The sequence below is a fragment of the Candidatus Nitrososphaera evergladensis SR1 genome (assembly GCF_000730285.1).
In the GTDB taxonomy this organism is placed as follows: Archaea; Thermoproteota; Nitrososphaeria; order Nitrososphaerales; family Nitrososphaeraceae; genus Nitrososphaera; species Nitrososphaera evergladensis.
On the sequence record NZ_CP007174.1, the window covers coordinates 72,306 to 98,639 of the forward strand.

The 26,334-nt window shown below is 52.8% G+C and carries 28 protein-coding genes and 2 pseudogenes; 23 read left to right on the forward strand and 7 right to left on the reverse strand.

What is annotated here, in order from left to right; translation table 11 throughout:
* The first annotated feature begins 170 nt into the window (after nt 1-170).
* The 3 genes and pseudogenes from NTE_RS00420 to NTE_RS00430 form a co-directional block, all read left to right on the forward strand.
* Entirely contained in the window at nt 171-1,049 is an 879-nt protein-coding gene (locus NTE_RS00420; RefSeq protein WP_148699226.1) for a hypothetical protein, read from the forward strand.
* Between the two features lie 91 nt (nt 1,050-1,140).
* Nucleotides 1,141-1,695, forward strand: coding sequence for a hypothetical protein (locus NTE_RS00425; protein ID WP_148699227.1), 555 nt, complete (start codon nt 1,141-1,143; stop codon nt 1,693-1,695).
* Between the two features lie 144 nt (nt 1,696-1,839).
* Nucleotides 1,840-2,343 (forward strand): annotated as a pseudogene (locus tag NTE_RS00430) (transcription factor); the annotation flags it as partial.
* Nucleotides 2,344-2,582: 239 nt separating this feature from the next.
* Here NTE_RS00430 and NTE_RS00435 read toward each other — a convergent pair.
* Nucleotides 2,583-3,274, reverse strand: a pseudogene (locus NTE_RS00435) (uracil-DNA glycosylase).
* A gap of 64 nt (nt 3,275-3,338) precedes the next feature.
* Between NTE_RS00435 and NTE_RS00440 the strand changes: the two are divergent.
* From NTE_RS00440 to NTE_RS00455, 4 genes are read left to right on the forward strand one after another with little or no spacing between them, the layout of a single operon-like run.
* Nucleotides 3,339-3,695, forward strand: coding sequence for a helix-turn-helix domain-containing protein (locus NTE_RS00440; RefSeq protein WP_158384867.1), 357 nt, complete (start codon nt 3,339-3,341; stop codon nt 3,693-3,695).
* Between the two features lie 20 nt (nt 3,696-3,715).
* Nucleotides 3,716-3,892: a tautomerase family protein gene (locus tag NTE_RS00445; RefSeq protein ID WP_148699229.1), complete on the forward strand. Its 177-nt coding sequence runs from the start codon at nt 3,716-3,718 to the stop codon at nt 3,890-3,892.
* A 38-nt stretch (nt 3,893-3,930) separates the two neighbouring features.
* The gene (locus NTE_RS00450) at nt 3,931-4,746 is read left to right on the forward strand and encodes a carbon-nitrogen hydrolase family protein (RefSeq protein ID WP_226987087.1); all 816 of its coding nucleotides are present in this window, start codon (nt 3,931-3,933) and stop codon (nt 4,744-4,746) included.
* 33 nt (nt 4,747-4,779) lie between these two features.
* Nucleotides 4,780-5,376: a PH domain-containing protein gene (locus tag NTE_RS00455; protein ID WP_158384869.1), complete on the forward strand. Its 597-nt coding sequence runs from the start codon at nt 4,780-4,782 to the stop codon at nt 5,374-5,376.
* A 164-nt stretch (nt 5,377-5,540) separates the two neighbouring features.
* Here the strand turns inward: NTE_RS00455 and topA are convergent, their stop codons facing one another.
* Nucleotides 5,541-7,655, reverse strand: coding sequence for a DNA topoisomerase I (topA, locus tag NTE_RS00460; protein ID WP_148699231.1), 2,115 nt, complete (start codon nt 7,653-7,655; stop codon nt 5,541-5,543).
* A 120-nt stretch (nt 7,656-7,775) separates the two neighbouring features.
* Between topA and NTE_RS00465 the strand changes: the two genes are divergently transcribed.
* From NTE_RS00465 to NTE_RS00515, 13 genes are all read left to right on the forward strand, one after another.
* Entirely contained in the window at nt 7,776-8,942 is a 1,167-nt protein-coding gene (locus NTE_RS00465; RefSeq protein WP_148699232.1) for a thiolase domain-containing protein, read from the forward strand.
* A gap of 38 nt (nt 8,943-8,980) precedes the next feature.
* A complete protein-coding gene (locus tag NTE_RS00470; RefSeq protein WP_148699233.1) occupies nt 8,981-9,358 on the forward strand; it encodes a Zn-ribbon domain-containing OB-fold protein in 378 nt (125 codons plus the stop codon).
* 42 nt (nt 9,359-9,400) lie between these two features.
* Nucleotides 9,401-9,805, forward strand: coding sequence for a DUF342 domain-containing protein (locus NTE_RS00475; RefSeq protein ID WP_148699234.1), 405 nt, complete (start codon nt 9,401-9,403; stop codon nt 9,803-9,805).
* Between the two features lie 110 nt (nt 9,806-9,915).
* On the forward strand, nt 9,916-10,080 hold the full coding sequence (locus NTE_RS16920) for a hypothetical protein (protein WP_193354081.1): 165 nt from the start codon (nt 9,916-9,918) through the stop codon (nt 10,078-10,080).
* Between the two features lie 115 nt (nt 10,081-10,195).
* Entirely contained in the window at nt 10,196-10,807 is a 612-nt protein-coding gene (locus NTE_RS00480) for a hypothetical protein (protein WP_148699235.1), read from the forward strand.
* Nucleotides 10,808-10,928: 121 nt separating this feature from the next.
* Nucleotides 10,929-13,091: an anaerobic ribonucleoside-triphosphate reductase gene (locus NTE_RS00485; RefSeq protein WP_148699236.1), complete on the forward strand. Its 2,163-nt coding sequence runs from the start codon at nt 10,929-10,931 to the stop codon at nt 13,089-13,091.
* 298 nt (nt 13,092-13,389) lie between these two features.
* Nucleotides 13,390-16,134, forward strand: coding sequence for an adenosylcobalamin-dependent ribonucleoside-diphosphate reductase (locus tag NTE_RS00490; protein ID WP_148699237.1), 2,745 nt, complete (start codon nt 13,390-13,392; stop codon nt 16,132-16,134).
* 113 nt (nt 16,135-16,247) lie between these two features.
* A complete protein-coding gene (locus NTE_RS00495; protein ID WP_226987088.1) occupies nt 16,248-17,114 on the forward strand; it encodes an SDR family oxidoreductase in 867 nt (288 codons plus the stop codon).
* Nucleotides 17,115-17,158: 44 nt separating this feature from the next.
* The gene (locus NTE_RS16110) at nt 17,159-17,299 is read left to right on the forward strand and encodes a hypothetical protein (RefSeq protein ID WP_158384871.1); all 141 of its coding nucleotides are present in this window, start codon (nt 17,159-17,161) and stop codon (nt 17,297-17,299) included.
* 553 nt (nt 17,300-17,852) lie between these two features.
* On the forward strand, nt 17,853-18,968 hold the full coding sequence (locus tag NTE_RS00500; protein ID WP_148699238.1) for a hypothetical protein: 1,116 nt from the start codon (nt 17,853-17,855) through the stop codon (nt 18,966-18,968).
* A gap of 210 nt (nt 18,969-19,178) precedes the next feature.
* Nucleotides 19,179-20,135 carry an apurinic/apyrimidinic endonuclease family protein gene (locus tag NTE_RS00505; protein WP_148699239.1) on the forward strand — a complete coding sequence of 319 codons (957 nt, stop codon included), beginning with the start codon at nt 19,179-19,181 and terminating at the stop codon, nt 20,133-20,135.
* 65 nt (nt 20,136-20,200) lie between these two features.
* Entirely contained in the window at nt 20,201-21,040 is an 840-nt protein-coding gene (locus tag NTE_RS00510; RefSeq protein ID WP_226987089.1) for an NAD+ synthase, read from the forward strand.
* Nucleotides 21,041-21,109: 69 nt separating this feature from the next.
* Nucleotides 21,110-21,361, forward strand: coding sequence for a hypothetical protein (locus NTE_RS00515; RefSeq protein ID WP_148699240.1), 252 nt, complete (start codon nt 21,110-21,112; stop codon nt 21,359-21,361).
* A gap of 19 nt (nt 21,362-21,380) precedes the next feature.
* Here NTE_RS00515 and NTE_RS00520 read toward each other — a convergent pair whose 3' ends face one another.
* The 4 genes from NTE_RS00520 to htpX all read right to left on the reverse strand — a co-directional run bounded on the left by NTE_RS00520 (nt 21,381) and on the right by htpX (nt 23,928).
* Nucleotides 21,381-21,734 (reverse strand): Rieske (2Fe-2S) protein, encoded by a 354-nt coding sequence (locus tag NTE_RS00520; protein WP_148699241.1) that lies wholly within the window; start codon nt 21,732-21,734, stop codon nt 21,381-21,383.
* A gap of 36 nt (nt 21,735-21,770) precedes the next feature.
* Nucleotides 21,771-22,376, reverse strand: coding sequence for a DNA protection during starvation protein (gene dps, locus NTE_RS00525; RefSeq protein WP_148699242.1), 606 nt, complete (start codon nt 22,374-22,376; stop codon nt 21,771-21,773).
* Between the two features lie 83 nt (nt 22,377-22,459).
* A complete protein-coding gene (locus tag NTE_RS00530) occupies nt 22,460-22,822 on the reverse strand; it encodes an Sso10a family chromatin protein (RefSeq protein WP_158384873.1) in 363 nt (120 codons plus the stop codon).
* A 194-nt stretch (nt 22,823-23,016) separates the two neighbouring features.
* The gene (gene htpX, locus NTE_RS00535; protein ID WP_148699244.1) at nt 23,017-23,928 is read right to left on the reverse strand and encodes a zinc metalloprotease HtpX; all 912 of its coding nucleotides are present in this window, start codon (nt 23,926-23,928) and stop codon (nt 23,017-23,019) included.
* 217 nt (nt 23,929-24,145) lie between these two features.
* On the opposite strand from htpX, the gene NTE_RS00540 reads away from it, so the two are divergent.
* Nucleotides 24,146-24,343, forward strand: a complete 198-nt coding sequence (locus tag NTE_RS00540; protein WP_148699245.1) for a hypothetical protein — start codon at nt 24,146-24,148, stop codon at nt 24,341-24,343.
* 101 nt (nt 24,344-24,444) lie between these two features.
* Here NTE_RS00540 and NTE_RS00545 read toward each other — a convergent pair whose 3' ends face one another.
* Nucleotides 24,445-24,717 carry a hypothetical protein gene (locus NTE_RS00545; RefSeq protein WP_148699246.1) on the reverse strand — a complete coding sequence of 91 codons (273 nt, stop codon included), beginning with the start codon at nt 24,715-24,717 and terminating at the stop codon, nt 24,445-24,447.
* 199 nt (nt 24,718-24,916) lie between these two features.
* On the opposite strand from NTE_RS00545, the gene NTE_RS00550 reads away from it, so the two are divergent.
* Both NTE_RS00550 and NTE_RS00555 read left to right on the forward strand, forming a co-directional pair.
* Nucleotides 24,917-25,363: a hypothetical protein gene (locus NTE_RS00550; protein WP_148699247.1), complete on the forward strand. Its 447-nt coding sequence runs from the start codon at nt 24,917-24,919 to the stop codon at nt 25,361-25,363.
* Between the two features lie 104 nt (nt 25,364-25,467).
* Nucleotides 25,468-26,322 (forward strand): mechanosensitive ion channel family protein, encoded by an 855-nt coding sequence (locus NTE_RS00555; protein WP_158384880.1) that lies wholly within the window; start codon nt 25,468-25,470, stop codon nt 26,320-26,322.
* Nucleotides 26,323-26,334 lie beyond the last annotated feature (12 nt).

Consider the following 26,334-nt stretch of genomic DNA (forward strand, 5'->3'; position numbering starts at 1 on the left):
AGGTAAGCAAAACAGCCAGCAACGTCTTACGCTAAGTACAGTCAGAGTTTTGAGCAGCGAAAAAGCGCACCTGTCAAGTTTATAGAGTAGCAAGCGAGCGACTTTATGTACAAAGCCCAATTTTACATCATTGCAACACGCTACATGATGACGAAGAGGAGATTTTTTTATTGAGGAACGCCGCCGCAATCATCATCGTTATAATAATATCATTTGCAATCTTGGCCGCTGCAGACAGTAGTAACAGCAGCGCACTTGCGTATCCCTTGCTGCCTCCTTGGGCACAAAACCCCCGCAACGCCGGCATGGGAATAGTGGGCATGTCCATGCTCTCTGCAACATCCCATAATTGCAACATCGAGCTCCCTGCGGAAAACCCTGACAACGGAGGCGAGTCTGTAAGGTTCAAGATTCCCCAGGGAGTCGCTGACATTGTAAGCGCCGGCGAACCAGACAAGCCTGCCAACTTCCACATTGCGTTTGAAGGGGATGACGGCCTGTACTATGAGGTAGGGATCTACTATGGGGACTGGTCAAGGGACTCTGACATAGGGTACAATGCCACCAAGTTTCAGGTAGCCTGGGGAATAGGCGGGATTCTAAGAGGGGTCTCTAACGTCCCGGTGATTGCCGGCCACACGCTTGAACTTTCGATATTGTATGGCCAGAGCAGCACAAGGCAGTGGCAGGTGTGGATGGACGACCTTGACGACTCAAAGCCGGTCCAGGTCGTAAACATCGGGCATCCGTCAATGAAGGTCAAGAGCGATTACCTTACATTTGTTGAAGCAGGAAGTTTTGCTCCAAACACCAACACGCAGAGGCTGGGGCTGGTGGAAGTGCTGAATATCCAGCACGCTACCAGAGCAAGTAATGATGATAATAGTAATAACAACAAGATGGACTTGAGCACATGGACGAGCGGATATCTGCTCACGGATTGCTCGCCTGTCAACAGCAGCTACGGTGTCACGTACCTGGGCAGCACCGGCAAATTCAAGATCGGATATGAAGGAGAGACGACCAAAAATGGGCACAAATTCTGGTAACTGAGCGGCGACTTTTCCTCTCTCCCCCCTACTCTCTGCCTTGAGTGGATCAAAAGTCCATCTTCTTTTAATTATTCATGCACATAAACTGTTGAAGAAGCAGAATATAGCGCAGTACAATGATACGCACAGATCAGTGGTGGCCTTTTTGTTGCTTGCAGTAGCAGCAACAATAATAGCGGCAGCGGCCTATCCAGAGTACTCGCTTGTGAATCTGCAACGCCTTGCGGCCGGCGAGATGATGCTGCCGGATAGCAACAACGTCGTCATCGTCAAGTTTACGTCTTTATCCGCCTACGATTCTAATCACAATTATCTAGGCAATATAAAAGACAACATGACTTTTAGATTCGGCGAGCCAGTATTCCTTCAGGCAAACTTTACAAATTCCAAGAGTCCGTCCGGCAACAATAACTATCTGGCTATTATTGAGGTACGCAATAGCAATACATCAGAGACCATGGTCTTTTCTAGCGTCCAGACAGAGAAATTTGCAGAGGCAGGAAACTTGGCAATAGGGACGTACTGGAAGCCAGATCAAAAGGCCAGTTATACCATACTGGTTTTTCTCTTGCAAAAGCCCGAAGATCTCAACAAAACACCTATTCAGCCTCCAATATCCTCTGTGAGGGTACAGGTGGCATGAAGGAAGGCTACAGCCCTTTTGTCGCCGCCATGCCCTGCTATATATAAGCACATGTGAGAATGGATAACCGCCGAAAACCGCGCCAACCTCATTAAATTTCAGAAACTATATATCAGAATTTTACGCAATTATCTATCCAGGCATATGCACGCGATGGACTATGAGGATTCTTTTGTCAAGATCGCAGGTCTGATAGGGGGAGAGGAGTACGTCAAGGTATCACGCGCCCTTCTCAATACCGAGGACGTCACCGATGAAGAGATAGCAAGCGCAACCGGATTAAAGATAAACATCGTGCGCAAGGTTCTGTACGACCTGTTTGGAAAAGCGCTGATAACCGGCATCAGGGTCAAGGACGAAAAGAAGGGCTGGTTCGTCTACCGCTGGCGCGCCAAGCAGGACCACGTCGACAATTTCATTGAAAACCAAAAGAAAAAGATCCTCGACAGGCTGCACAAGCGCCTGGAGCACGAGGACTCGACGGAATTCTACCACTGCGGCAACCACGACTGCCCGCGCGTAAAATTCGACACGGCGGTTGAACTGTTCTTCAAGTGCCCCAATTGCAAGGGCCCGCTTAACATGGTCGACAACAGCAAGGTCAAGGAGGCACTGCGCTACAAGATAGACCAGATAACCACCGACATCATCAACTCCAAGGCCAACGCGGCTGCAAACAAGGAGGCAGCGGAAGCAGCAGCTGCGGCCGAAGAGGAGGAAGAAGAAGGAGAAGAAGAGGAAGCGGGAGAAAAGGCTGCAAAGGGGAAAAAGAGTAGTAAAAAGCCGTCATCATCGTCGTCCAAGGCCAAGGCGCCTGCCAACAGCAGCAAAAAGGCTGCCGCCGCTGCGCCCAAGCCGAAGAAGAAAAAGTAAGTGAGCGAGACTGGCTAGTTAGCAAGCAACGACCTGGCGGTCGCAAATATTTTTGACCACATTTCCCACGTGAGCCTGCCCGTGTTGGTATTCTGCCTGCTTGGGTGGTACGAGGCAAGGAGCGCCCTGCCTGAAACGACATTGTCGTACTGGGCACCGTGCGCAAACGCAAGGCCCCTTGCGCCAACCGCCCTGCAGTAGGCGTCAAACGCTATTTTTCCAAGGGCAAGGACCACCCTGACATTTTTTAGCACAGCAAGCTCTGCCTGCAGGTACGGCAGGCAGTTTGCAAGCTCTTGCGGCGTGGGCTTGTTGTCAGGAGGCGCACATCTTGCAGCGGCAGTGATGTACGCGCCAGTGAGCACGAGCCCGTCGTCGCGTGCGCGGCTTGCCGGCTTGCCGGCTTGCTTGCAAACCCTGCCTCATGCATCGCCCTTGCAAGCCAGTCGCCCGAGCTGTCGCCGGTAAACATCCTGCCGGTCCTGTTGCCGCCGTGCGCGGCCGGCGCAAGGCCGACTATCCGCAGCCTTGCATCAGGGTCGCCCCAGCTTGGCAGCGGTTTCGACCAGTAATTCTCGCTGAAATGCCGCTTCGTCTTTTCCCTGCCCACGTCGCGGATGTATTTTGCAAGCCGTGGGCACTTTTTGCAGGCAACGACCCTGCTGTTTAGCAGCCCAAGCTCGCCAGCGGCACTATCATCGTTCATAGAAAGCGGTTGCAATCATCCCACGAATAATCTTTTTATCACCCATCGAAACTTTCGTTCACGTTTGTCCAGTTCCGATAATGGCAGCAGCATCGCCAACGCAAGCGAACTGACGTGGATCGCCGGCGCGGTAGTCCTGAGCGACAACCCGCCGCAGCAGCTAAAGTTCTGGCGCAAAAAGTTTGGAGTAAAGCAGGCCGACCTTGCAAAAAAGATGGCCATCACCCCCTCGGTCCTGAGCGACTATGAGAAGGGCAGAAGGCCGTCCCCCGGTGCCAACTTTATCAAGCGCTACTTGCAGGCGCTGTACGAGCTGGCGCAGTCTGGCGGCGGCCCTGGGCCTCACGTAGAGCAAGAAACTACTGCAACGCCGGAGGAGCCAATGACGGCGGGCGCTGCTGTAACTATAAATCAGCCGTAGCCCTGCTTTTCCTCACACACATGCCCCTCATATTGGTGTCACTGTATCCCGGCAGGACAAAAGAGCAGAAAGACGAGTTTGCAAAGGCAGTAACTGACGCAGCAGTCAGCATACTAAAGACAAAAGCAGAGCACGTCATCGTAGTCTATGACGAGAACCCGAAGGAAAACTGGTTCCAGGCCGGCAAGCAGCTCTAACCTTTTATCCGCGGTAGCGCGAGTGAGTGTGAATATCTGTGACATCCGTCGCCGTAGTGCAGATGAAGTCGTCAGAAGACAAGCAGGACAACCTGCGGCAGTCAGTCGCGTACATAGAGCAGGCCGCGGCCGGCAAGGCGCAGCTGGTATGCTTTCCCGAGTTCCAGATGGCGTTTTCGCCTGGCACCCAGACTGCTTTTGAATTGTCAAAACTTGCAGAGACTGTACAGGGCAGCTTTGTTACCACCCTGAGAAAGGCCGCAAAGGCAGGCAAGGTCGAGGTGGTGGCCGCGATGTATGAAAAGGGCGCAGGCAACCGCGTTTACGACACGGCAGTCGTGATAAGCAGCAAGGGAGCGATAACATCCGTGTACCGCAAGCTGCACCTGTACGACGCGCTCGGCTTTAAGGAATCAAAAAAGCTCATCCCCGGCAAAAAACTGGTCAAGCCGGCAAAGACGGCGGCAGCGGGCAACATCGGCGTCATGATATGCTACGACATCCGGTTTCCAGAGCTGTCAAGGCTCCTGACGATAAAGGGTGCAAGCGTGCTCGTTGCGCCCTCTGGATGGGTGCAGGGCCCGATGAAGGAGGAGCACTGGCAGACAATGCTAAAGGCCCGCGCAATTGAAAACGGCTCGTACGTCGTCGCACCAGACCAGGTGGGCAACATTTACGCCGGCAGGAGCATGGTCATTGACCCGTTTGGAGCAGTGCTCCTTGACATGGGCCAGAGAGAAGGCATGGAGACAGTGGAGCTTGACATGGACAAAGTCAAGCAGGTAAGGCAGTCGCTTCCGCTTTTAAAGAACCGCAGGACTGACGTCTATTCCCTCTCTAGCAAGAAAGGTTAAGAGGCATTTTCTGCAATAATACCTTGCATACCCTTGTTTGGCGGCGAGGACGACAAGGCAAAATTCAATACCGTTCTGACCGACGAGGACGACCTGGCCGAGATAAAGAAAATCGCAGATCGCCTGGACGAAGACGAAACGGTTCTGGTGGTCGCAAGGCAATCAAGGGTCAAGCCCGGAGGCTCCCTGACTACTCCAAACATAATATTTGCAACTAACAAGAGGCTGATAATCCGGGACCCCCGCTCGCTAGGATTAAGGCAGAGCATCGAAGACATCAGCTACGACAGGATTACAAGTGCAAGGATTGACCAAGGTATGCTTTCCTCGCGCATAATTCTGCGTGCGCCGGGACTCAGCACCATTGCCGAAAAAAAGCTTGACGGGATTACAATGGGCAGTGACAGCAACGAAGGGCAGATAGAGGCAATCCCAAAAGACAAGGCCGAAAAAATAATCGAAGCCGTAAATCAGGGAATACAAAGAGCCAAAGTTCCGACCACCACCATAGTCAACAATCAGGCCTCGATTGCGGACGAGCTGGACAAGCTTGCCAAATTAAAGGAGCAGGGCGTATTGTCGGAAGCGGAATTCGTGCAGATGAAGCAAGAACTCCTGAAAAAGCTCTAGCAGCTCAGCGCAAGGTAGTGGTCGTTGTGGCTTGTGCGCCATTGCATCTTGCATTCGTGTTTCTCAATAGGGCATGAGAAGCGCTCGCTGCAGTGCTCGCACATGTGCGAATGGTCGCTTGCAAAGCTCATATATGCGCGCGTAAATGTGCTGTTTTTCTTTTATCAAGGCTGTGCAGAGCGTCTAGCGAGGCTTGCTCTATCTCTCTTGTACGGGCACTGCATGTTGACGCACGTGTTCCACCGCTTGCCGCCACGGCCAAACGCGACGGAAATTATCGGCCAGCCACACTGGCAGGTCTTTGAAACCCTTATGCCACCTTTTTGCGGAAGCGGCGCACTTGCCCTGCACCCCCCTGAAGCATAATTCGAGCAGCCGACAAACCGCTTTTCGGTAGTCCTTGATCTTATGATGCGCAGCTGGCCGTTTTTGCACACGGGACAGCCTCCAATTACAATGACAGCATTCGATTGTGTGGCAGCAGCGCTTCCAATCTGCCTGCCAATCGTGGCGCCTTGCTCCCGGAACGTGGCAAGCGACTCTACCAGCCTTTCCACCGCGTATTCTATCACGTCGACGGGCTCTTTCATTCCCTGCTCTATACCTTCAAGCTGCTCCTCCATCGAGCGCGTGAGTTCTGTAGATACTATTGTCGGCGCGTGCTCCCTCATCGATTCAACCACGGCAAAGCCAAGGTCGGTCGCCTCTATTCCGCTGGCCTTTTTTGTAGCGATATAGTTGCGCTTGAACAATGTCGCGATTGTGTCGGCCCTTGTTGCCTTTGTGCCTATTTTTTCTTCCTCCATCTTGGCAAGAAGCGATGCCTGGCTGTAGCGCCACGGCGGCTGCGTAAATTTTTCCTCCATCACGACCTGCCTATTTGCAAGGACGTCGCCTTCATGCAGCTGCGGCAACGTTGATTGCTCCAGGTTGACGTACGGCCTGTAAAGCGCCATCCATCCGTCATAGAGCACCGCTCTTCCCTCTGCAAGAAACACGTGATTATTCACATTGATTGAAACGTCCGTGCGCTCTGTCACAGCCGGGTCGCCAAAGGTGGCAAGGAACCTTTTTGCAATCAGGTCGTACACCTTGAATTCAAGGCCTGAAAGCCGGGGCGCAACGCCGGTAGGGTAGATTGCTGGGTGCGCGGGATCTGCCATCAGCCCCTCGTTTGGCACGAGCCGGCCCCTTGAGAGCAGCGTCGACGCAGGCTGGCTGTACAGCGAGACCCCTGCAAGCCCGGAGAGTACCTTGGCATAGTTGATGGACGGCGGGAGCTTTTGGCTTGACGTCCTCGGGTACGAGACGAGCGCGCGCAGGTACAGCTTTTCAGCGATGGCAAGTGTGTAGCCCGGCGATAGCCTGAACAGCCTGTATGCCTCGCGCTGCAGGTCGCCGGTGTTAAACGGCGTCGGGGGCCTGAGCACGGCCTTTTTTGCGGACACCTTGCTCACGGTGCCATCCCTGCCGGTGCACGCGTCAAGCACTGCACGCGCCTGTGCAAGCTTCTCTATCCTTGGCTTTTCATAGCGGGCATGCACGGCCTGCCCGTCTTTGTCAAAATCCGCAGTCAGCACCCAGTAGGGGTCCGGCACGTGCAGCCGGATTTCAAGTTCCCTGTCGGCCACAAACGCAAGCGTGGGCCCCTGCACCCTGCCAATAGACAGGTTCCTGTAGCCGCTGCTACCCGCCTTGAACGACTGGGCAAGCGCTCTTGACAGATTGACGCCGTAGATAAAGTCGAGCATGTGGCGCGACCGGCCGGCCTGTGCAAGCCTGCTGCTAGGCTTTGCAAGCGTTGCAAACGCTTCTTTCACTTCATCGTCGGTGAGGGTCGAGAACTTGGCCCTCAGTGACTTGTCGTATTTGCCGCCGCACGCGTATTCCAGTATGCTGTGGCCTATCACCTCGCCTTCTTGGTCATAGTCGCACGCGTGGATGAACGAGTCGGCGCCCCGGGCAAGAAAAGATATCGTATTGATAAAGCGCGCAGCCCTTGCTGCGCCCTTGGCATTTTTTTTATTGCCGTTGCCGCTGTCGATGGGCGCCCATTCTAGGTCAAGCACGGGGTAGACGCTCCTGTTCTTTGTCTTGTCGGCAAGCACGTACAGGTGGCCGGACGCCGAGCACACCTTGTAATTCCTGCCTGCGTACATGACATCAAAGACAGAGACACCGCCGGCAGTACTTCTGCTCTCACTTGCACTGCCAAGCGCCGACGCGATGCGCCGGGCGGCATCAGGCTTTTCGCAGACTACCAGTGTGTACGATGACAACGGTGTGCATAATCTGCCCCACGCCGTATTTTAATACATTACACGCCGGCGTTGATTTGTCCGCTAAAAAAGTAACCAATCTATTTATAGTGCAAAACGGGTAGTTTCTCTTACATACACATGACCAACAAGGTTTGCGTTCTTGGAGCCGGCAGCACGAAATACGGCAAGTTAAACGAAAGCATCATCGAAATCGCCATGTCTGCAGCTAAAGACGCCATCGAGTCTGCAGGGATAACCCCAAAGGAGATCCAGGCCGGCTACATTTCCAACGTTTTCGGTGTCGCCGACAAGCAGGTGCACATGGCACCTGTCATAATGAGCAACCTTGGCATATCGCACGTCCCCGGCCTCACGATAGAGTCGGCGTGCGGCTCCGGCTCAGTCATGTTCCGAGAAGCCTACGCCAACGTCGCGGCGGGCTTTTACGACTGCGTTCTTGCGCTCGGCGTCGAAAAGGTCACGCACACGGGCACGACGCAGAGCACCACGCTGTTTTCATACTGCTCTGACTTTTTCTACGAGGGCGGAAACGGCGCCTCGTTCCCCGGGCTCTTTGCGTCGATGGCAAGGGCCTACATGACGACCCACAAGGCCACGGAGGAAGACCTTGCCCATGTGGCGGTCAAGAACCACGAAAACGGCGTGCTCAACCCAAAGGCGCACGTGAGGAAAAAGATCACCGTTGACGACGTGTTAAAGTCGCCGGTGGTCGCGTCGCCACTAAAGCTGTTGGACTGCTGCCCGTTCTCTGACGGCGCATCAGCTACAATCCTCTGCTCCGAGGACTTTGCCAAAAAGTCCGGCAGGCCGTACGTCGAGATAATCGGCTCCGGCCGTGGCGCCTCTCCTGCTGCAGTTCAGGGCAGGGAAGACATTACCACCATCCCAAGCACCGTCGCAGCGGCCAAGGCGGCGTACAAGATGGCCGGCGTCACCCCGAAGGACATTGACTTTGCAGAGGTGCACGACTGCTTTACAATCGCAGAGATAATCGACATCGAAGACCTCGGCTTTTTCCCAAAGGGCAAGGCGGCCCACGCGGTGAGGGACGGAGCTACGAGGCTCAACGGCGAGATCCCAGTAAACCCGTCCGGCGGGCTGAAATCAAAGGGCCACCCAATCGGCGCAACCGGCGTCGGGCAGGTCGTCGAGGTGTTTGACCAGTTCACCGGAAGGGCAGGCGAGCGCACCGTAAAAGACGCAGAAATCGCGCTGACGCACAACTTTGGCGCAACCGGCGCAAGCGCGGCGGTGCACCTATTCAGAAAAGTGGACAGGAAGTAATAGTAGTAGTAAAAATAGAGAGGGAGAGACACGCCAACATGGATACACACGGAGTCCGCGAAAAGTTCATCGAGGTAGCAAGCAGGAAAAAGATACTGGCGCACAGGTGCGTCAAGTGCGGCCACACGATGCTGGAGACGGTCATGTTTTGCGAAAAGTGCTCGGCAAGCAAGTTTGAAGACGTCGAGCTGGAAGGCGCCGGCACGGTCGTCACGTACACAATCCAGGCAGTGGCGCCGGCGGGCTTTGAGGATGCCGGCTCGTACGCGTGGGTGGTGTTCAAGATAAATAACGCAAACATACGCGCGTCTGGGTTCCTTCCCGGCATCAAGGAGCCAAAGGACCTGCCGGTAGGCGCAAAGGTAAGGGTTGCCGGCTTTGACCAGCACCACGGCCTGCTGCTTGAGAAGGCATAAGGCTAGATTTTTTTACTTCAAATGAAAAATTAGCTTTAGCTAATGCTAATAAGCTACCTTCAAGCTAACAGGGCGTCGTTGCGTCCCGTCTATTCTTTGCCGCCAAACCTCGAAAGGCTGGACAGGGAAACCCTGGAGAGGCTGAAGGAAAGAACGCAAAAGAGAATCGAAGACTTGGAACTGAGCATTCTGGCACTGGACGGAATAATACTGGATTGCATCAAACGCCAAGACCAGCTCGGGTACAGGATCCCGCTGGCCTCTCAGCCTTCCTACAAGGAAGAACTGATTGAGAAATACGAAAAAGTAACAGAGGAAAAGAAAATCAGATCTAAAGAGTATCAAGAACTAAAACACGAAATTGCTACTCTGAACTACAACCTTGAGCAGCTCGACATAGTTCTGAACACGATACTACAGGAAATCGTCGATCTATCCGACAGCTGAAAAACCAGCAATATGCTGCATTTGTGTAAATTCTATTGATACTGATAGTAAAAAAACGTCAAGGGAACTTTTCTTATTTCTCTTTTTTTAACAACAACTGAAAAGAGAAAATGATGTCTGCTGACGTAGTGTGCGGCAAGTGCGGTTCTGTAATCTACACCATGCGCATGTTAAAATCGGTAAAAGACGCGCTGCGCGCCACAAACAACCGCTGTCCCGTCTGCGGAGCAGCGCTCAACCCTGCCGACTTTACCGTTGCCGCGACAAAGCGGTAACAAAAACCCTCCACTTCTTTTGTTGTAGCTTAGCTGTTTTGGCAGCTTTTGGTCCATAACCTTCAACTCTGTGCCTTAACCTGAAACCCTGCCGCAAAAATCACAGAGTAGGCCGATGGTAGAGCGCCAGCAGCTAGTGAACCAGCTAAACAATGCCACTGCGGTTGTCTACAACCAGCTAGGCAGGTTGCAGATGCTGGACAAGAGGTTTGCCTCGATGGAGTCGCTGTACATGCAGCAGATAACGACGAGCATCAAGACTGGCAACAACCCGCGGGCAAGAATCCTGGCAAACGAGCTCTCAAACGTGAAAAAGCTGCGCAGGACGACGCAGCACACCGGGATGGCGCTTGAGGCGCTGGTGATACGGTTCTCGACCATGAACGAGTTTGCCATGATACTGGACACCATCGACCCGACTGTCGACATGATAAAGGGCATCCAGGCCGAGCTCTCAAAGGCCATCCCCGCGGCAGGCGACGCGCTGTCAGAGGTCTCGTCCGTGACTGCCGACATGCTGGCAAGCGCAAACGTGCGCGCCGCCGATGCAAAAATCTCGACGCCCATGGATGCCGACGCCCTGAGCATCCTCAACGAGATAGAGGGCGCGCTAGAGACCGAGGCAAAGGCCAAGCTTCCCGAGATACCTGCCGACATGCCAACGCACCGCCAGGAAGAGAAAGAAGAAGGAGAAAAGCAGCAACAGCAAGAAGAAGTGCTGGCATAACAACAACAAGGCTGAAAAGGTTGACCTTTTGGTCTAAAAGGCTCACGTAGAGCTAGTAGTACTGTTAGTAAAAAATATTTTACAAAGGAGTTTTAATCATTTATGTTGGTTATGAGGCGCAATGGAAACGGAACCGAGTTTTGACTATTCTCAACTACAGCAAAGAGAATCACGCAAGGGAGGCGTGCTGGAATCGGCATCCAAGCGCGTCAGGATGATATTTTCAGTCATGGCAAGCCCGAACAGGATCGACATCCTCCGCATCCTGAACACAAAGGGCCCACTGACATATTCAGAGCTTAAAGCGCTGGCAGGTTTCAAGTCAAAAAAAGAGTCGGGCAAGTTTGCATACCACTTGAGAAAGCTGTTGAGGCAGTTGCTGGTCGCGCTGAACAAGGCCGAGCGCCGCTACACTATTACCAATCTGGGCAAGCTTGTGCTGTCTCTTGCCCGGCAGATTGAAGAGCGCTCGATAATAGAGAGCGGCAAGATGTACGTAAGGACGGGCAGGCAGACGATAGAGGAGTTCAACTCGCACAAGATAATACAGTCGCTGGTGAGGGAAGCCAACCTCCCCCTTGAGCAGGCCCACAAGATAACCGAGGAGGTCGAGAACAAGATCTACAAGTTCCAGACCGCGTACCTGACGTCGTCGCTTATCCGCGAGACTGTCAACTCTGTGCTGATAGAGCACGGCCACGAAGAATACAGAAACAAGCTTGCGCGCATTGGCCTGCCGCCGTCAGACATTTCCGAGATGCTGTCAAGCGAGGATGCCACGAGAAGCGGCGCGGCAGGCGTCATGGCAAAGACTGCCGGCTCGGTGTTTTCAGAGTACCTAATCTTTAACACGCTCCCAAAGGACATCGCCGACATGCACCTGGCCGGCGAGATACACATCGCCCAGCCCGGAGCGTGGGGCCTCCTGCCGGACACGCTGTTTGTGGACCTTTCCGACATGGAAGACGGCAGCCTGGACCTTGCCTGCAGGCATCCTGCCGTGGCAAGGTTTGCGTCGATAAAGACGGCCGACGACATGCTTGCCGCGCTTCCTGTTCTGATCGCGCTCCTTTTGAGGGAGGCCTCGGCAGAGGTTGTGCTTGAAGGAATCGCGCCGCCGCTTGCCAAGGCCAAGGATACTGATGACCTTGCAGCCAAGTTCGCCAGGGCGCTTGTGTCGTCATCTGCCGCTGCTGCCGGCGCAGGCCAGCAACAACAGCAGCCGCTTGCAACGCTGGTGGTGCCTGCCGGCGACACAGCAGCGGACGCCAAGCAGCTGAACGCGCTACTTGACGGCTACCGCCGGTACGTCGACGCGACCCCCGTTCCCCGCGTCGGCCTTGCAATAACCCACGGGGGCAAGCTGAAGGACAGCATCGACCATATCACGGCAGCGGTAAGGAGCGGAGGCATCATAACTATTGGAAGCAATGATAATAATAATAATACTGCCAGGTCGTCAAGCGGGATACGCAAGACGATGGCAGCGACAAACGGCAAAGGCTCCTCATCCTCTGCTGCAATGTCGCTTCAGGCGCTTTCGATAAACCTGCCCAGGCTTGCCTACGAGTCAAACAAGGACGAAACCTACTTTCGGGCAAAGCTGGCCCTTGCGATAAAGCCGTCGCTTGCGGCAATGGCAATGAGGAAAAAGGCCGTCATGGACAACGCAAGACGCGGGCTCCTCCCCGCGTTCTCTGCGGCTACTCATTCGATGCAGCATGCCACCTCAAGCATCGTCATAAACCTGACGGGTGCCCACGAATCCGTCTTTAGCATCCTTGGCCACGATGAGGCCAACAGCGGAGTAGAGGTGATGCAGAAGGTGCTAAAGACGGCAGTAGATGTCGCCGCGGCGCAGGGCAAGCAGCTGGGCGAAGACTCTTGCGGCGTAGCGATGATAGCAGACGACTCTGGCACCCGCTTTGCCGCCCTTGACTCTGAAAAGTATGGCAAAGTCTCGCTCCTCCAGTCGCAGAACACCACCAGCTATTCCCAGGGAATGACGCTAAATGGCAAGGAGCTTGACAAAAAACAACAGCTGGCTGCCGAGTGCTCTGCCATCGACAAGATACTTAATGGCGGACTTGCGGCCACAGTGGACGTCACCGACCTTGGCGCCGGCGAAGCCAAGAGCGCAATCGAGGCTGCAGCTGCAGAGCTTGCGTTCTTCCGGCCCCGGGCCTGGCTTGCCGTATGCGCAACGTGCGGCAAAAAATACAAGATGTCTGCCGACAGGTGCGAGTCATGCAAGTCGCCGCACAGGCTGCTTACGACGGCATAGCTGCACAACTCCGCCCCGCCGCAGTTTGAAAAACGGCGCAGCTGCGCCGCCCGCCATATCTTTTTTTCATAATTTTATGATAGAGGCAGAGCTGGTAAACTTGTGACTCTGTCGGTATGTACGCATAGGAAAATTGCCGGAAGGTTTTGTGGATTTTCCTGAAAATATCACACGATTCTGTTTGATTTCGTTGCCGTGGCCGGGATTAATAGTCAATTGTGCATTTTTGCTGATGTACGAGATAACACAAATAGCACAAAAGAGTATAAGTACGAGTGGTTTGGTGGTAAGAGACGGGATGGCGGGAGTTACTGAATTTAATAATTCACAGGGAAACCTGATCTCGAAAATCAGAAAGCGGGACGGACGCATCGTCAGCTTTGAACAGTCCAAGATATCAAACGCAATTTACAAGGCGCTTGTGGCAACCGGAAAGCCGGACTACCCACTGGCAGAAAGGCTCGGCGTGAGGGTCTTCCAAAAGATGGCGCAGCAGGGCTATGGCTCTGAAAAGGCAGTCGCCACCGTGGAGGACGTGCAGGACATGGTCGAGTCCATACTGATAGAGGAAGGGCTGTCGGAAACGGCCAAGGCGTACATACTATACAGGCACGAGCGCAGGAAGGTAAGGGACGAAAAGATGAAGGTCCTGAACAAGAAGGACCTCGACGAGGTCGACAAGGCCTTTGACATCAACTCGCTGCGCGTGCTTGCGGCGCGCTACCTTTTGCGCGACGAGAACAACGAGATAGTCGAGAGTCCCAAGCAGATGTTTGAAAGGGTGGCAATCCTTGTCGGAATAGCTGACGTGATGCACGACTCGCAGGTGTTCAACCTTGCAGGCGGCCACGTGCAGGACGCAGAAGAGGCTGCGAAATACTACCACAAGCTTGCAGACTTTGACATGAAGCTAAAGATAGGCGAATACTGGCTCAACCGCTACCACTTTGAGGCCATGGTACGCTCGTACATCCACGCCGCAAAGCAGGGCCAGATGAAGGTCAGCTTTAAAGAATTGTTAAGGCTGGTGGCAGAGGGCAAGATGGCCGCGTACAGCGACCGCATAAGGGAATACTATAACCTCATGATATCGCGCGACTTTTTGCCAAACACGCCGACGCTCATGAACGCCGGCGCAAGGCTCGGGCAGCTGTCGGCGTGCTTTGTCCTTGACATGCCCGACGACATGAACAGGATAATGAAGTCGTCGACAGACGCGGCGATGATATTCAAGTCGGGAGGCGGAGTCGGCATCAACTACTCGGACCTGAGGCCGGAGGGCGACATTGTCGCTTCGACATCTGGCGTCGCATCCGGGCCGACGTCTTTCATGAGGATAATCGACACAATCACAGATGTGGTAAAGCAGGGCGGCAAGCGCAGGGGAGCAAACATGGGCATCCTTGAGGCGTGGCACCCTGATGTTGAAAAGTTTGTCACGGCCAAGACCAAGCCGGGCGTCTTTGAGAATTTCAACGTCTCTGTCGGCATCTGGGAGGATTTCTGGAAGGCCCTTGTCAGCAAGGATGGAAACCACAAGTACACGCTGAGGAACCCGCGCACCCACGAGCCGATGAGGCAGATTGACGCGCAGCAGCTGATAGACCTGATCGCGCTTTCCGCGTGGAAGAGCGCCGAGCCGGGAGTGATATTCTTTGACAACATCAACAAGTACAACCCGTGCATCGAAGCCAAGGGCGGGCCGCTGCGCGCCACAAACCCGTGCGGCGAGCAGTCATTATATCCATACGAGTCGTGCAACCTGGGCTCCATCAACCTTGCAAACTTTGTAAAGCGCAAGGCAGACGGGATGTATGAGTTTGACTGGCAGCGCTACGAGCAGGCAGTCAGGCTCTCCACAAGGTTCCTTGACAACATCATCGACATGAACAAGTACCCTGTCGAAGAGATAGAGACAAACACGCGCGCGACAAGGAGGATAGGCCTTGGCATCATGGGTATCGCAGACCTGCTGTTCCTTCTCCGCATCTCGTACAACTCGAAGGACGGCTATGAGTTCATGAACAAGCTTGCAGAGGCTGTTTCATACTTGAGCATGGACGAGTCTGTTGCAATCGCAAAATCGAGGGGCCCGTTCCCCATGTTCAAGGACACCGACTATGTCAAGGGCAGAATCCCAGTGGCAGGCTATTACGAGCTGCCAAAAGAGACGCACACATACGACTGGGCGACTCTCATTGAAAAGATAAAGAAGAACGGCATCCGCAACTCGTGGACGTCGACCATTGCGCCCACAGGCACGCTTTCCATGATAGCCGACACGGCAAACGGCGTCGAGCCGGTGTTTGCGCTCGTCTTTGAAAAGCGCGTGACTGTTGGCAGGTTCTTTTACACCGACAAGGTGTTTGAGAACGCGCTGAAGGAAAACGGCCTGTACTCTGACGAGATACTGACCAAGATTGCAAACAACTATGGCTCTGTGCGCGGCATCGCTGAAATCCCGGAATGGATGCAGAGGACGTTTGTCACTGCAATCGACATCCACTGGATGGACCACATCATGGCGCAGGCGGTGTGGCAAAAATGGATTTCCAATGCGATTGCCAAGACGATAAACATGCCCGGCGACGTGACAGCGGAGGACGTAAAGTGCTCGTACCTGCTGTCGCACGAGCTGGGGCTAAAGGGCGTCACGGTATTCAGGGACGGCTCGCGGCAGGAGCAGGTATTGCACATCACCGGCAAGAACAATGGCGAAAAGCAGTTTACCGTCAAGCCGAGCAGGTACATCGCCGACTATATCCAGAACAACATACAGGAGCCCTACGTGCGTGAGCAGATGCTAAAGATACTGAAGGAGAAGGGAATCGATGAGGGCACTGTTCCGCAGGCAACGATGGCGACAGCTGCCGTAGCGGCGCCTGTCGTCGAAGTGCCCAAGAAGGCGACCCAGCCTGCTGCGATGCAGGTCATGTCTTCAAACGAGGACACCACGTGCCCATCGTGCAAGGCAAGGCTTGTCATCACCGAAGGGTGCAACATCTGCATCGAGTGCGGCTTTAGCAGCTGTGCATCGGGGTAAACAAATACACACACGCATCATCCCTTCCTCTCTTCTTTCCCTTTTTCTGTTTTCAAAAACTCCGATTCTATTATATTATTATCTGCAAGCTGCAAATATGTGCACAGCATCATATGATGACGATGGAAGGCAAGATCTGCCTGGTCACGGGAAGCACATCCGGCATCGGAAAAGAGATAGCGGCCGGCCTTGCAGAGATGGGGGCAAAAGTCGTGCTCGTGGGCAGGAGCAGAGAAAAGTGCGAGACTGCCATCCAGGATGTTATCGCCATGACTGCAGACAGCAGAGTTTCATCGGGCCTGCTCTCATATCTTGTCGCAGACCTTTCTTCGCAACAGTCAGTGCGCCAGCTCGCAAAAGATTTTGCCGACAGCCATGACAGGTTGCACGTGCTTGTAAACAATGCTGGCGTGTTCATGTCAAAAAGGGAGCTGACGGTCGACGGCATTGAGTACACGCTTGCGGTAAACCATCTTGCGCCGTTTCTCTTGACCAACTTGCTCCTTGGCAGGCTGAAGGCCGGAGCCCCTTCGAGAATAATCACAACCAGCTCTGTAGCCCACAGGGGAATAAAGATCGACTTTGACGACCTGCAGATGATGAACAAGGGCTACAGCGGGATACGCGCGTACGGCCAGTCCAAGCTGGCAAACATTCTGTTTACTAGGGAGCTGGCAAGGCGGCGCCTGCAGGGAACGGGCGTCACCGCAAATTGCTTTCATCCCGGAGCGGTCAGGACAAACCTTGTGCGGGGCTCTTCCTATGGCCTTGTCTGGGGCGCTGCAAGCGTCTTTTTCACCAGCCCGCAAAAGGGTGCGGATACTGCGATCTATCTTGCCTCGTCAGACGAGATCAAGAATGTCAGCGGCGAGTATTTCGTAAAGAGAAAGCAGGCCAAGGCGTCTGATGCCGCGTACGACGACGATGCCGCCGAAAGGCTGTGGAGGGCAAGCGAGCAGCTCACCGGAATACAGACCTAATGTTACTCCTTATATTCCCTGACACACCATAATACTGTAATAATATGGGATTCTTGGACAGGTTACGGAAGAAAAAAGATGACCAGCCACACGAGGCCGCGCAGGGCTCTTCTGGAGCAACGGCGGGTGAGCAGCCAAGGCGAGTCAAGAGGTATACGTCTGACGGCAAGCCGGTGTACGAGTAAAATAATGTAGACGCAGCAGCACGCAAGAATAGTACCGCGTCAGAGTTTTTCGGGTTTCTCAGGATAAATCCTGCATTTTGTCGATGCGTTCTGCAGATTTTCCAGTATGATTTGTATACAAACCTAGATGGCGCTAGAAAGGCGTTGATAGAGAGAGCAAGCCCTTGTTAGCAGATGTTTAGTGCCTGCAAGCGATATATCCTCCCATGGATCTGTTGGAAGCGGTAATGTGGGTGGCCCTGAGCTTTTTTGTGACGCTTGCCGGCTTGGAAGTGGCATGGAGTGAAGTGGGCCTAAAGAAAAAAGAAGAGGCTATTCTCTAGCATAATAGTGGCACATACTTTTGTGCCTTGCAACGAGGCGCCACTTTTTGTTCTGGCGCCCTTCCGTCACACACACAGAGAATATCGTGGCAATGGCAATGAATCTAGTTTTGTAGGAAAAAAGAGTCCCGCTCGCCTACATGCCTAGAACAAGAGCCACTGTTTTTCCAAATAGAACAAGATTACAGAAAGACTTTAAAATTTAAGCAATAACTCTTGCCATCATCAAAGTGATAAGGGAATTGGCAGGTGCGCTGTTCCTTTTCGCACTTTTCTTTGGGAGCCTCGCACCTGCATATGCACAAAGCCAAAGCCAGGCAGCAAGATCCAGTGGAGGTTATTATTACAGCGGCACGGGATTCGATATAGAGTTCCCTCCGGGCTGGAACGGCACGCTTGCAGACGGGAAATATCCTGTGGCCAGGCCATCATCAGCTGCTGCACAGGCCGGCACGTCGATGAGCGTCTTTGCAGTAAACAGGCTTGAAGTGAAAAACCTGATAATGTCGGGGGTTCATGTCCTGCCGGAGTTGGACAGCAGCAGCAGCGGCAGAAAAGAAGAAGAACAGCAGCAATGCCAGAGGACGCTTGCCGAGCTGGTGCCAGTAAACGACATCAACGTGTTCCATACTATTCTAGAATGTGCAGACGAGCAGCAGCAACATTACGAAATAACCGACAGCTATATCTTTTTCACACTGACAAAGTCAATTGCGGTTGGCTATTCAGCCCCGTCCAAGGATGCGTACAACAGATACCTGCATGACTTTACAAGCTCGTTGAAAACGGTCAAGGTTGACGAGCCAGTCAACATCCGGTCGGGGCTTGAAATCGTCCTTGGCATCACGAAATTTTACAAAAAATCCATAGACATCCAGGCCGCCAACGACGCCGGGGTGGACATGGTGATCGGCGCCTCATCAAACAACGTCAGCGTTGTGTTTGACGAGCCCGGCAAGCGCTTTGTGATCAAGGTCAACGGGCAGACTGCTGCTACAGGGCAAGCCGGCCGGCTGCTGGTTCCAGTAGACAAGGTCCTGCGCGGGCCGTACCAGGTGCACATAGACGGCGTGCCTGTGCCGGACCCGCTTGTAATTGAGGATACCCAGACAAAAGAAAAGCTTGTTATGGTAGAGTATGGCGAAGGAGCGCGCCAGATCGTCATCAGCGGAGCAGAGGTGGTCCCAGAATTCCCTCTGCACGTTGCAGGAATAATGCTTGGAGCCGTCCTTTCCGCATCAATCCTGTACCAGCGCAAAAAAAGTAGTAGTAATAATAATAACGTCAAGAGGTCAGGGGAGCTATCCCTCCACACACGTGCACCCTTGCGTTCCCACTCAGCCTGACCCCGTCTTTCAGGGCAAGCTGGGCTGCTTTTTCTTAAAAGAATTCAGCAGGCTGACTGCAGAGCCGTACACTAGAGCCTCTGCGCAGTTCTGGCCTGCACTTGCACACACACATACACACGCATATGCACACATATCGATTAAATACACAACAAAACAAGTTTTTTCCATCCACAACACGGGGAGTTTCGCAGCCGTCGTATGATCATAATGCAGCTCAAGTCAACCCAGCAAGAGGAGGCGTTTGCAAACATTGCCGCAATCATTAACAGGCTGCATAAAAGCCATGGCTACAGGATAAGAGGACACGAAGTCCACCAGACGCGTGGAGTAATGGCCAAGACGTCGCTTCCTGAAAGGGCTAAAATGGTTTCGAGTTTTTGCGCGCGCAACGGCATACGATACCTTGCATACCACTCCCCGATACTTGGCAGAGGCCAGAACATCTGGGAGGACAAATGGCGGGAGAAGGTCAAGGAGTCGCTTGCCCTTACGATCCAGGAGGCGCAAGCAGTCAGAAAAGAGGCTGGCCTCCAAAGCAAGGTCGTAATAGTGTTCCACCTGACAAGCTACATGCCTTCAAAGGAGGTGCCAAGGACGCACAAAGAAAAAATTGCGCTTTACGAGGCCGCAGAGCAAGAATTCCTAAAATTCTTTAAGAGCGAGCAAGATACGGACGGCTGCGTTCTGGCGGTTGAAAACACGTATCCCCGGCATGACGGAGACTCGGAAAGCATCGGGCCATTCCACCCGTCGGAGCTTGCCCGGATGGAAAAACACGGCATCATGACGGCCCTTGACCTTGCCCACTACCAGCTGTACTCGAATTATCTGAGCCGTGGAAAGGGCAGGCTTGCCGGCGACCTGGACAGGGAAAGGTACGGCCGCGCGCCCTTCTGGGACCAGTGCATAAAAAAGGACCTTGCCAGCTCGCTTGCGCTTCTCCACATCAGCGACGCAAGCGGGTTTGAAGTCAGGGGCGAGGCTCTCCCAGTTGGAAGCGGCGAGATACCCTTTGCAGACGTGCTTGGTGCCTGCAATTCGCTTGGCAGGGACGTGCGGGGCACCATAGAACTAAGCTGCGGCCACCTTCAAAAAGGCAGGCTGCAATTTGAAAGCGCCAGGTGGCTCTTGGAGAATGTCCCTGGCGCGTTTAAAGAAGCCTGATAACAAAAAAAAGAATGAGCACACACACATATATTAATACAAGAACATTCGTAGCTGGTCTATAGTTGAATTATTATTATTCTTCTTCCAGCCCCGAGTCTCGCGTGCTTGCCAGACTGACCAGCGGCTTTGATCGTGCAAAGACCGCAAAAAGCATCGAGAAATTCATCGCCGGTTATGTCGAGGCCGCGCGGGCAGAAAGAGGAATCGTGATGGGCCTCTCTGGCGGCCTCGACTCTGCCGTGGTAGCGGCGCTGTGCACAAGGGCGCTTGACGGAAGCGGCAAGAATGTTCTTGGATTGATTCTGCCGAGTGCGTCAACCCCGAACGAAGATGTAGAGGATGCGGCCGCGCACGCCAGAGAACTTGGCATTGAGCACCAGACCATCAACATGGAGCCGATAGTCGAAAGATACATGCAGGTCCTGTCGGATGATAACGAAGACAAAGTCGCGCGGGGCAACCTTACTGCGAGGGTGCGCATGTCCGTGCTCTATTATCATGCGCACGTTGGCAAAAGGCTGGTTGCAGGGACAAGCGACAAAAGCGAGATAAGCATCGGCTACTTCACGAAATTTGGCGACGGCGGGGCAGACATGATCCCGATAGCCGGCCTGTACAAGACGCAGGTCAGAGAGCTAGGCCGATACCTAAAAGTGCCTGACGCAATACTGCAAAAAAAGAGCAGTCCCAGGCTCTGGGCGGACCACACTGCAGAAGATGAAATAGGGATGGGCTATGAAACAATCGATCCCATCCTGTACATGCTGGTGGACAGGAAAAAAACCGCAAAAGAGGCAGCCGTAGCGCTTGGCGTGCCCGTAGACAAGGTAAAAAAGGTGCAGGGCATGATTGCAAAGAGCGCGCACAAGCGTGCAATGCCGGCCGCGCCGCCAAAACTGTAAGTCGAGACCTTTCTTTACCGCAGAAATTATTATATTTTATTTTCAAGATACATAACATGCCATAAATACATGCGCAAGCCGGTGCTGTTGATAGACGACGCAGAGGATTCGCTTGAAGCAATCAGGCTGTTTCAAGAGTCCGGCCAGAAATACGTCGAATATCACATCAAGAAATTCGAGGAGAGCTGCTGCGGCGAGCTTCCGACCACTCGTGCTCCATCGGTTTTTGCCCCCGAAGGGATATTCAAGGGGCTAGAGGGCGTCAGAAACTATCTGTCCATTGAAAAGCAGCCGGATACAGGCGAGAGCGCGTACTGGTGATGATGATAATAATGATACATTATGGCAGGTCCACGTAGACCGCCCCGTCTTTTTCAACCACTGGATACAGCACAAGGTCGCCTGACTTTCTCCACTCTGGCGACTGCTCAACCCATGTCGCCTCCCTTTTCCACGACTTCATGTTCTCCAGCTTGCCGGTGAACACGTTGTACTCGTAGCCGTGCATGTGGCAGACGATGTTGTCGCCGTTAAAGTCGCCCTTTGCAAGCGACGCGCCCCTGTGAGGGCAGGAATTGTTGCAGGCAAACAGCTTGCCGCGCCTTTTCCCGACCAGCACGTCTGTGCCGTTAATGGTAAAAACCTTCCAGCAGTCGTCAGGAATTTCACTACTCGCGCACGCCCTGTAAAGCATCGCAAAAAAGAGGAAAGTAAAGCGGTTGTATTAACCTTAGAGGTGTATCAGGCTCCCCTGCGCTCCTGTGTGCGGAGATTGCCCTGCGAACTTTCTCCTAAAGTGCCCTGATGGCCTCTTTGAGAGAAGCTCTATGAACCACGCTTCATGCTCAACCTCTTCCTGCATTATCCTCTGTGCAATGTCGTACGTCCTTGGGTCCTTGCCCGCTGTCATGTCACAGACCTCGCCCCACGACCTTATGGCGCACTGCTCGGCTTCTAACAATACTTTCAGTATGGAGTTGATGTCCTCCCAGTTGTTGGGAAGGAAAGCGTCGGGACAGCCTGCCTGGTCTGCAAACCTTCTGATGTCCCTTGGAAGCGCGCCGCCAAGCTCGTACAGCCTTGGGACCATTGCCTCAAAGTGGTTCCTGTCCTCTATCCTTGCGTCTTCGACTATTTCCTTGATGCCTTCGCCTTCAAGGCCGGTGCAGTGCATCCTCAGGATAGTGTAGTAATAGTACGTCGTGAACTCTGCTCCGACTCCCTTTACAATCAGGTCCTTCAGCTTGTCTACGTTGACGCCGTTTTTCTTCAGGACTTCAAGTGCGACAATGTTCGGGACTGGCTTTGTCGTTTTTGCATATTCTGCATCAGACATTATGAGGAGTAGTACCGAAAATAATTAAAGAGTTGCGAACTTTTGCGCAATTGCGATGATGTTTCTTCTCATGCAAAGATTTTCTAGGTGTAGGTGTCGATTACCTGCGATGCTGCCGCCGTTGCCGCTTTTACTGAAGGACGCTGCCGTTGCTGTTCTTCCTCCTCTTCTTCTGGAGAAGAAGGGACAGCATCGATATTGTTATTTATCCTCAGCATCTTTTCTGCGCATGTAAAATGTGCCAGGTATTCCCTTCCCTTTTCAGTTATCAATAGGGACCTGTCTGGCAGCTCATCCAAAAGCCCGCTCTGCCAGGCCAGCTCTACGTACCCTTGCAGCATAGAGTGGGACAGATTTGCCTTGTATATTACGTGCGTCCTCTTGGTTTTCTGCTCGCAGACGCGGAGTATTTCCGCAATTATCGCGTGCATGCTCCGCGGCTTCATTAGACTCCTTCTATGGGAAAACACTGTTGCGACTTCCTTAAACATGACACTAGAATTACGATATAGAAGTTATTATAGTTATTGGATATAAGATCCATAGCTGGAACTTATTATTAAAACTGATCGTAAAACCGATGTTTTACCTCTGAAATTGTAGTGGCAATGACGATAACATGCACATGATGTACAGAATGTTATTTTAGCAGAGACTGCATTTCCATCAGCCTTCTCACCCGCTCTTCGACAGGCGGATGGGTGGAAAAGAGATTTGAGAGCGAGCTTTTTGACAGGGCGGGAATGATGAAAAATGTGTTGAGGCTTGCGGCCTGCTCAAGCTCCCTTTGAGGGGCGGCCTTCATCTTGCCGCTTATCTTCAAGAGTGCGCTTGCAAGCTTTTCCGGCTTGCGTGTCATCTGGGCCGATCCCTTGTCTGCGGCGAACTCTCTGTACCGCGATATTGCCCGTATGATCAAAAAGCTCACAAGCCACGTTACTGCGGCAACTACGATTATTATCACCATTGCGCCTGCCCCGTTGTTGCTGTTCCTGCCGCCACCATAGTATCCATAACCACCGCCATAGAACATGCTGCTAAAGAGCCCAAACCGCATAAGGGAGAACGCGACTATTGAAAAGAGGCTTGCAAGCGTGATGACAAGCACGTCCCTGTTCCTTACGTGCGTAAGCTCGTGAGCAAGCACGCCTTCAAGCTCGTCGTCATCAAGCGTGTTCATGATGCCCGCCGTCACCGCCACCACGGCGCTCTTTGGGCTCTTGCCGGTTGCAAAGGCGTTTGGGACCTGCGTGTTCATAACTGCAATCTTGGGCATTGGAAGGCCGTTTTCTGCAGCAAGCCTTTCCACTATTGCATGAAGCCTAGGGTACTGGTCCTTTGTAACGACTTTGGCGCCAGAGCTCCACAGGACGATTTTGTCAGAAAAGTACCATTGCGCGAGAACCATCAGCGACGCGATTATGGCAATGGGGATATAGCCAACTCCAAGGTATGCAAGCACGCCCAGAAACACCAAGTAAAGCACTGACAGAATCGCAAAGCTCAGGATCATTCTGATTGTGAGGCCGGTATCCCTCTGCAGTTGAGCCAAGATGCGTGTGTGCTACCTCATGTTACACTATGCACGTTTGGACAAATAAGCCCTGCTGCTTCCATCCCTGTCTGCCATCAAAAAATGCGGGCATAGATCTTTTAGCTAGAAGCAAATGTCATCAATGCAAGCTTGGTTTTTGATCAAGCATTTCAAGCTAGGATTTCTTTAAGGCAATTAGCTTGTCAGTTTACAACGAAAGAATATGTTCAAGATCATGTCGCTGATAGTTGGCGGGATCGTGCTCATGGCGGTAGGCGTTTACGTACTGAGCACGGCTAGCATACAGTTCCCAAGCATCCAGTGGCCGCAAATCCAGTGGCCCGACGTGAACTGGGTGATTGTGGGGTGGGTAGTAATCGTGGGCGGGCTGGTATCTGCCGGCACCGGGGTTATCGCCTCACGCTTGACATGAGGAAAAAACAACATTATTTTTCTTCCTTTGCCTTTTTGTCTTCTTCCGCTTGTGCAAGGCTTTCTCAATATCAGAGATGCCTGTGGCACACCCGCCTCTTCTCAAAAGTACTTTTCCCTTATCTTGCGCCTCTCCAGCTCTTCTGTGTACTGTCTGAGGGTTTTCACGTCCGGGGTGAGCACCAGATCCTTGTGGGTGGCAGGAGGATGGGCAATGCGCAGCACCGTCGCCTTCAGGTACTTGTTGTGCTCACTTTCCTGCGCACAATCGCGGGAGCAGAAAAAGCCAAACATGTAGCTGTTTCGTGCAATGGTGTAAAAGAAAGCGCTCGTAGAAAGGTCGGCGTCGCATCGCAGGCACCTTGTTGCGTCCATCGTCACCATCTGTCTCGTCTTCTTGCTTGCAAGTCAGATGCCGTGCAATATATCAGCATTGTGAAACTTCTCATTTCTAACAACAGAGGATTTTTGTATATTATACGCAAAAACAGACCCGCAGCCCACGACCCTTCGTTCTCCCAAACGAGAAACAAGACTACACTAAAATCCTTAATTTCTAGGATATCAACGGGAAATGGACAGAAAATTCCTGATAGGGTTATTCTTCGGACTGGTAATTGCCACCACCGCGATATATGCGTGGGAAGCAAAATCGCACATAATCGATAATCCAAACATCGAGGGACCGTTCTTCTTGATAATAGCTATACTGCATGTTCCAGTCGGGTACTGGGCTGTGAAAAATAACTCTAACCTTGCCTGGGCAATAATGCTTATCGGAACAATTGCTATAATTGTAATTTTTGGCATAAGCAGGTCTGACGCTGCCTTTTTGGTGGGAAGAGACAAACCCGGAGGTTTTGGAAGCCTGAGCGTAATTTCCAAGGTGCTTCAAGCAGGCATAGTCGCAATATCCGGATGGGCAATAATGGATAATAGAAAGAATGGCGCTGGCAACACTCCCTCAATTGTTCAGACTCAAAAGCCAAGCCCTGCAAACCAGGATGGGCGCAAATCCTAGAGAGCTGGGTCCTGACAGCGGCAAAAAGAGGGAGAGAGAATAATCTTACAGAACCTTGCACGCTGGCTGTTTATTACTTGCAGCAATACTCAGAGTATATGTATATGGCAGTTGCAAGCCAAGACGCTGTTGCTGCTAGGCAAAACGGCTCTGCCAGCGTTGTACGGCAGATAACCCGCCTTGTACTTATAACGCTGCTAATAACGATGGCAACATGGGTGGGCCTTTACCTTTTTGAGCAGTTTCTTGCACCCGACCTCGGAATACAGCATATCCACATGCAGCTGACTGGAAGCGCCATCACTGCAGCCGTGTCGTTTGTCCTGATTTATGCGGTCCGGCGAATCGTGCACAAGAATGTCGCAAGGATAAATCCACATCTCTCTACTATCCTCTCATTTTTTGTCATCATAACCATTTCATTGATCGCGGCGGTAGTGCTGATGCACCAGTGGGGCATAGACCCGCAGGTCATCCTGGTAAGCGGCGGGCTAACCGCGATCATAGCGGGCATTGCCCTGTCTGATATAGTGGGCAACATCCTAGCCGGCGGGCTGGTGCTAACTGCTTTTCCTGCAAAAGTGAGCGACCACGTCTTTATGATAGGGGACAACATCCACGGAGTGATAGATGATGTGCACCTGATGTACACCAAGATCATCACAGATGACAACACGGAATACTATATCCCAAATAACGCCATACTGCAGGGGTCTGTGAGGATAATCAAGGAAAGGCCGCTGAATCACCTGCTGCCAATCAAGGAGGGAGAACACGTACAGATAATCGCCTCTACTGAAAAATATGCTGGAACCGTATCCAAGATCACTTCCAAGTTCTTTTTTCTGGCAAGCGATGGCGACGCGAACAAGGAAATAGTACTGGCAAATGCAAACCTCATTTCAGGCCAGTATGTGATAATAAAAGACAGGCCCGGAAAACAACCAGTCGATCTATAACGCAGTAGCAGT

Coding starts and splice junctions, on each gene's coding strand:
- NTE_RS00445 (WP_148699229.1), top strand. CDS start 3,716: ATGCCCCTCATATTGGTGTCACTGTATCCCGGCAGGACAAAAGAGCAG.
- NTE_RS00465 (WP_148699232.1), top strand. CDS start 7,776: ATGACCAACAAGGTTTGCGTTCTTGGAGCCGGCAGCACGAAATACGGC.
- NTE_RS00470 (WP_148699233.1), top strand. CDS start 8,981: ATGGATACACACGGAGTCCGCGAAAAGTTCATCGAGGTAGCAAGCAGG.
- NTE_RS00475 (WP_148699234.1), top strand. CDS start 9,401: ATGCTAATAAGCTACCTTCAAGCTAACAGGGCGTCGTTGCGTCCCGTC.
- NTE_RS16920 (WP_193354081.1), top strand. CDS start 9,916: ATGATGTCTGCTGACGTAGTGTGCGGCAAGTGCGGTTCTGTAATCTAC.
- NTE_RS00480 (WP_148699235.1), top strand. CDS start 10,196: ATGGTAGAGCGCCAGCAGCTAGTGAACCAGCTAAACAATGCCACTGCG.
- NTE_RS00485 (WP_148699236.1), top strand. CDS start 10,929: ATGGAAACGGAACCGAGTTTTGACTATTCTCAACTACAGCAAAGAGAA.
- NTE_RS00490 (WP_148699237.1), top strand. CDS start 13,390: ATGGCGGGAGTTACTGAATTTAATAATTCACAGGGAAACCTGATCTCG.
- NTE_RS00495 (WP_226987088.1), top strand. CDS start 16,248: ATGATGACGATGGAAGGCAAGATCTGCCTGGTCACGGGAAGCACATCC.
- NTE_RS16110 (WP_158384871.1), top strand. CDS start 17,159: ATGGGATTCTTGGACAGGTTACGGAAGAAAAAAGATGACCAGCCACAC.
- NTE_RS00505 (WP_148699239.1), top strand. CDS start 19,179: ATGCAGCTCAAGTCAACCCAGCAAGAGGAGGCGTTTGCAAACATTGCC.
- NTE_RS00515 (WP_148699240.1), top strand. CDS start 21,110: ATGCGCAAGCCGGTGCTGTTGATAGACGACGCAGAGGATTCGCTTGAA.
- NTE_RS00520 (WP_148699241.1), bottom strand. CDS start 21,734: ATGCTTTACAGGGCGTGCGCGAGTAGTGAAATTCCTGACGACTGCTGG.
- dps (WP_148699242.1), bottom strand. CDS start 22,376: ATGTCTGATGCAGAATATGCAAAAACGACAAAGCCAGTCCCGAACATT.
- NTE_RS00530 (WP_158384873.1), bottom strand. CDS start 22,822: ATGAAGCCGCGGAGCATGCACGCGATAATTGCGGAAATACTCCGCGTC.
- NTE_RS00540 (WP_148699245.1), top strand. CDS start 24,146: ATGTCGCTGATAGTTGGCGGGATCGTGCTCATGGCGGTAGGCGTTTAC.
- NTE_RS00545 (WP_148699246.1), bottom strand. CDS start 24,717: ATGGACGCAACAAGGTGCCTGCGATGCGACGCCGACCTTTCTACGAGC.
- NTE_RS00550 (WP_148699247.1), top strand. CDS start 24,917: ATGGACAGAAAATTCCTGATAGGGTTATTCTTCGGACTGGTAATTGCC.
- NTE_RS00555 (WP_158384880.1), top strand. CDS start 25,468: ATGGCAGTTGCAAGCCAAGACGCTGTTGCTGCTAGGCAAAACGGCTCT.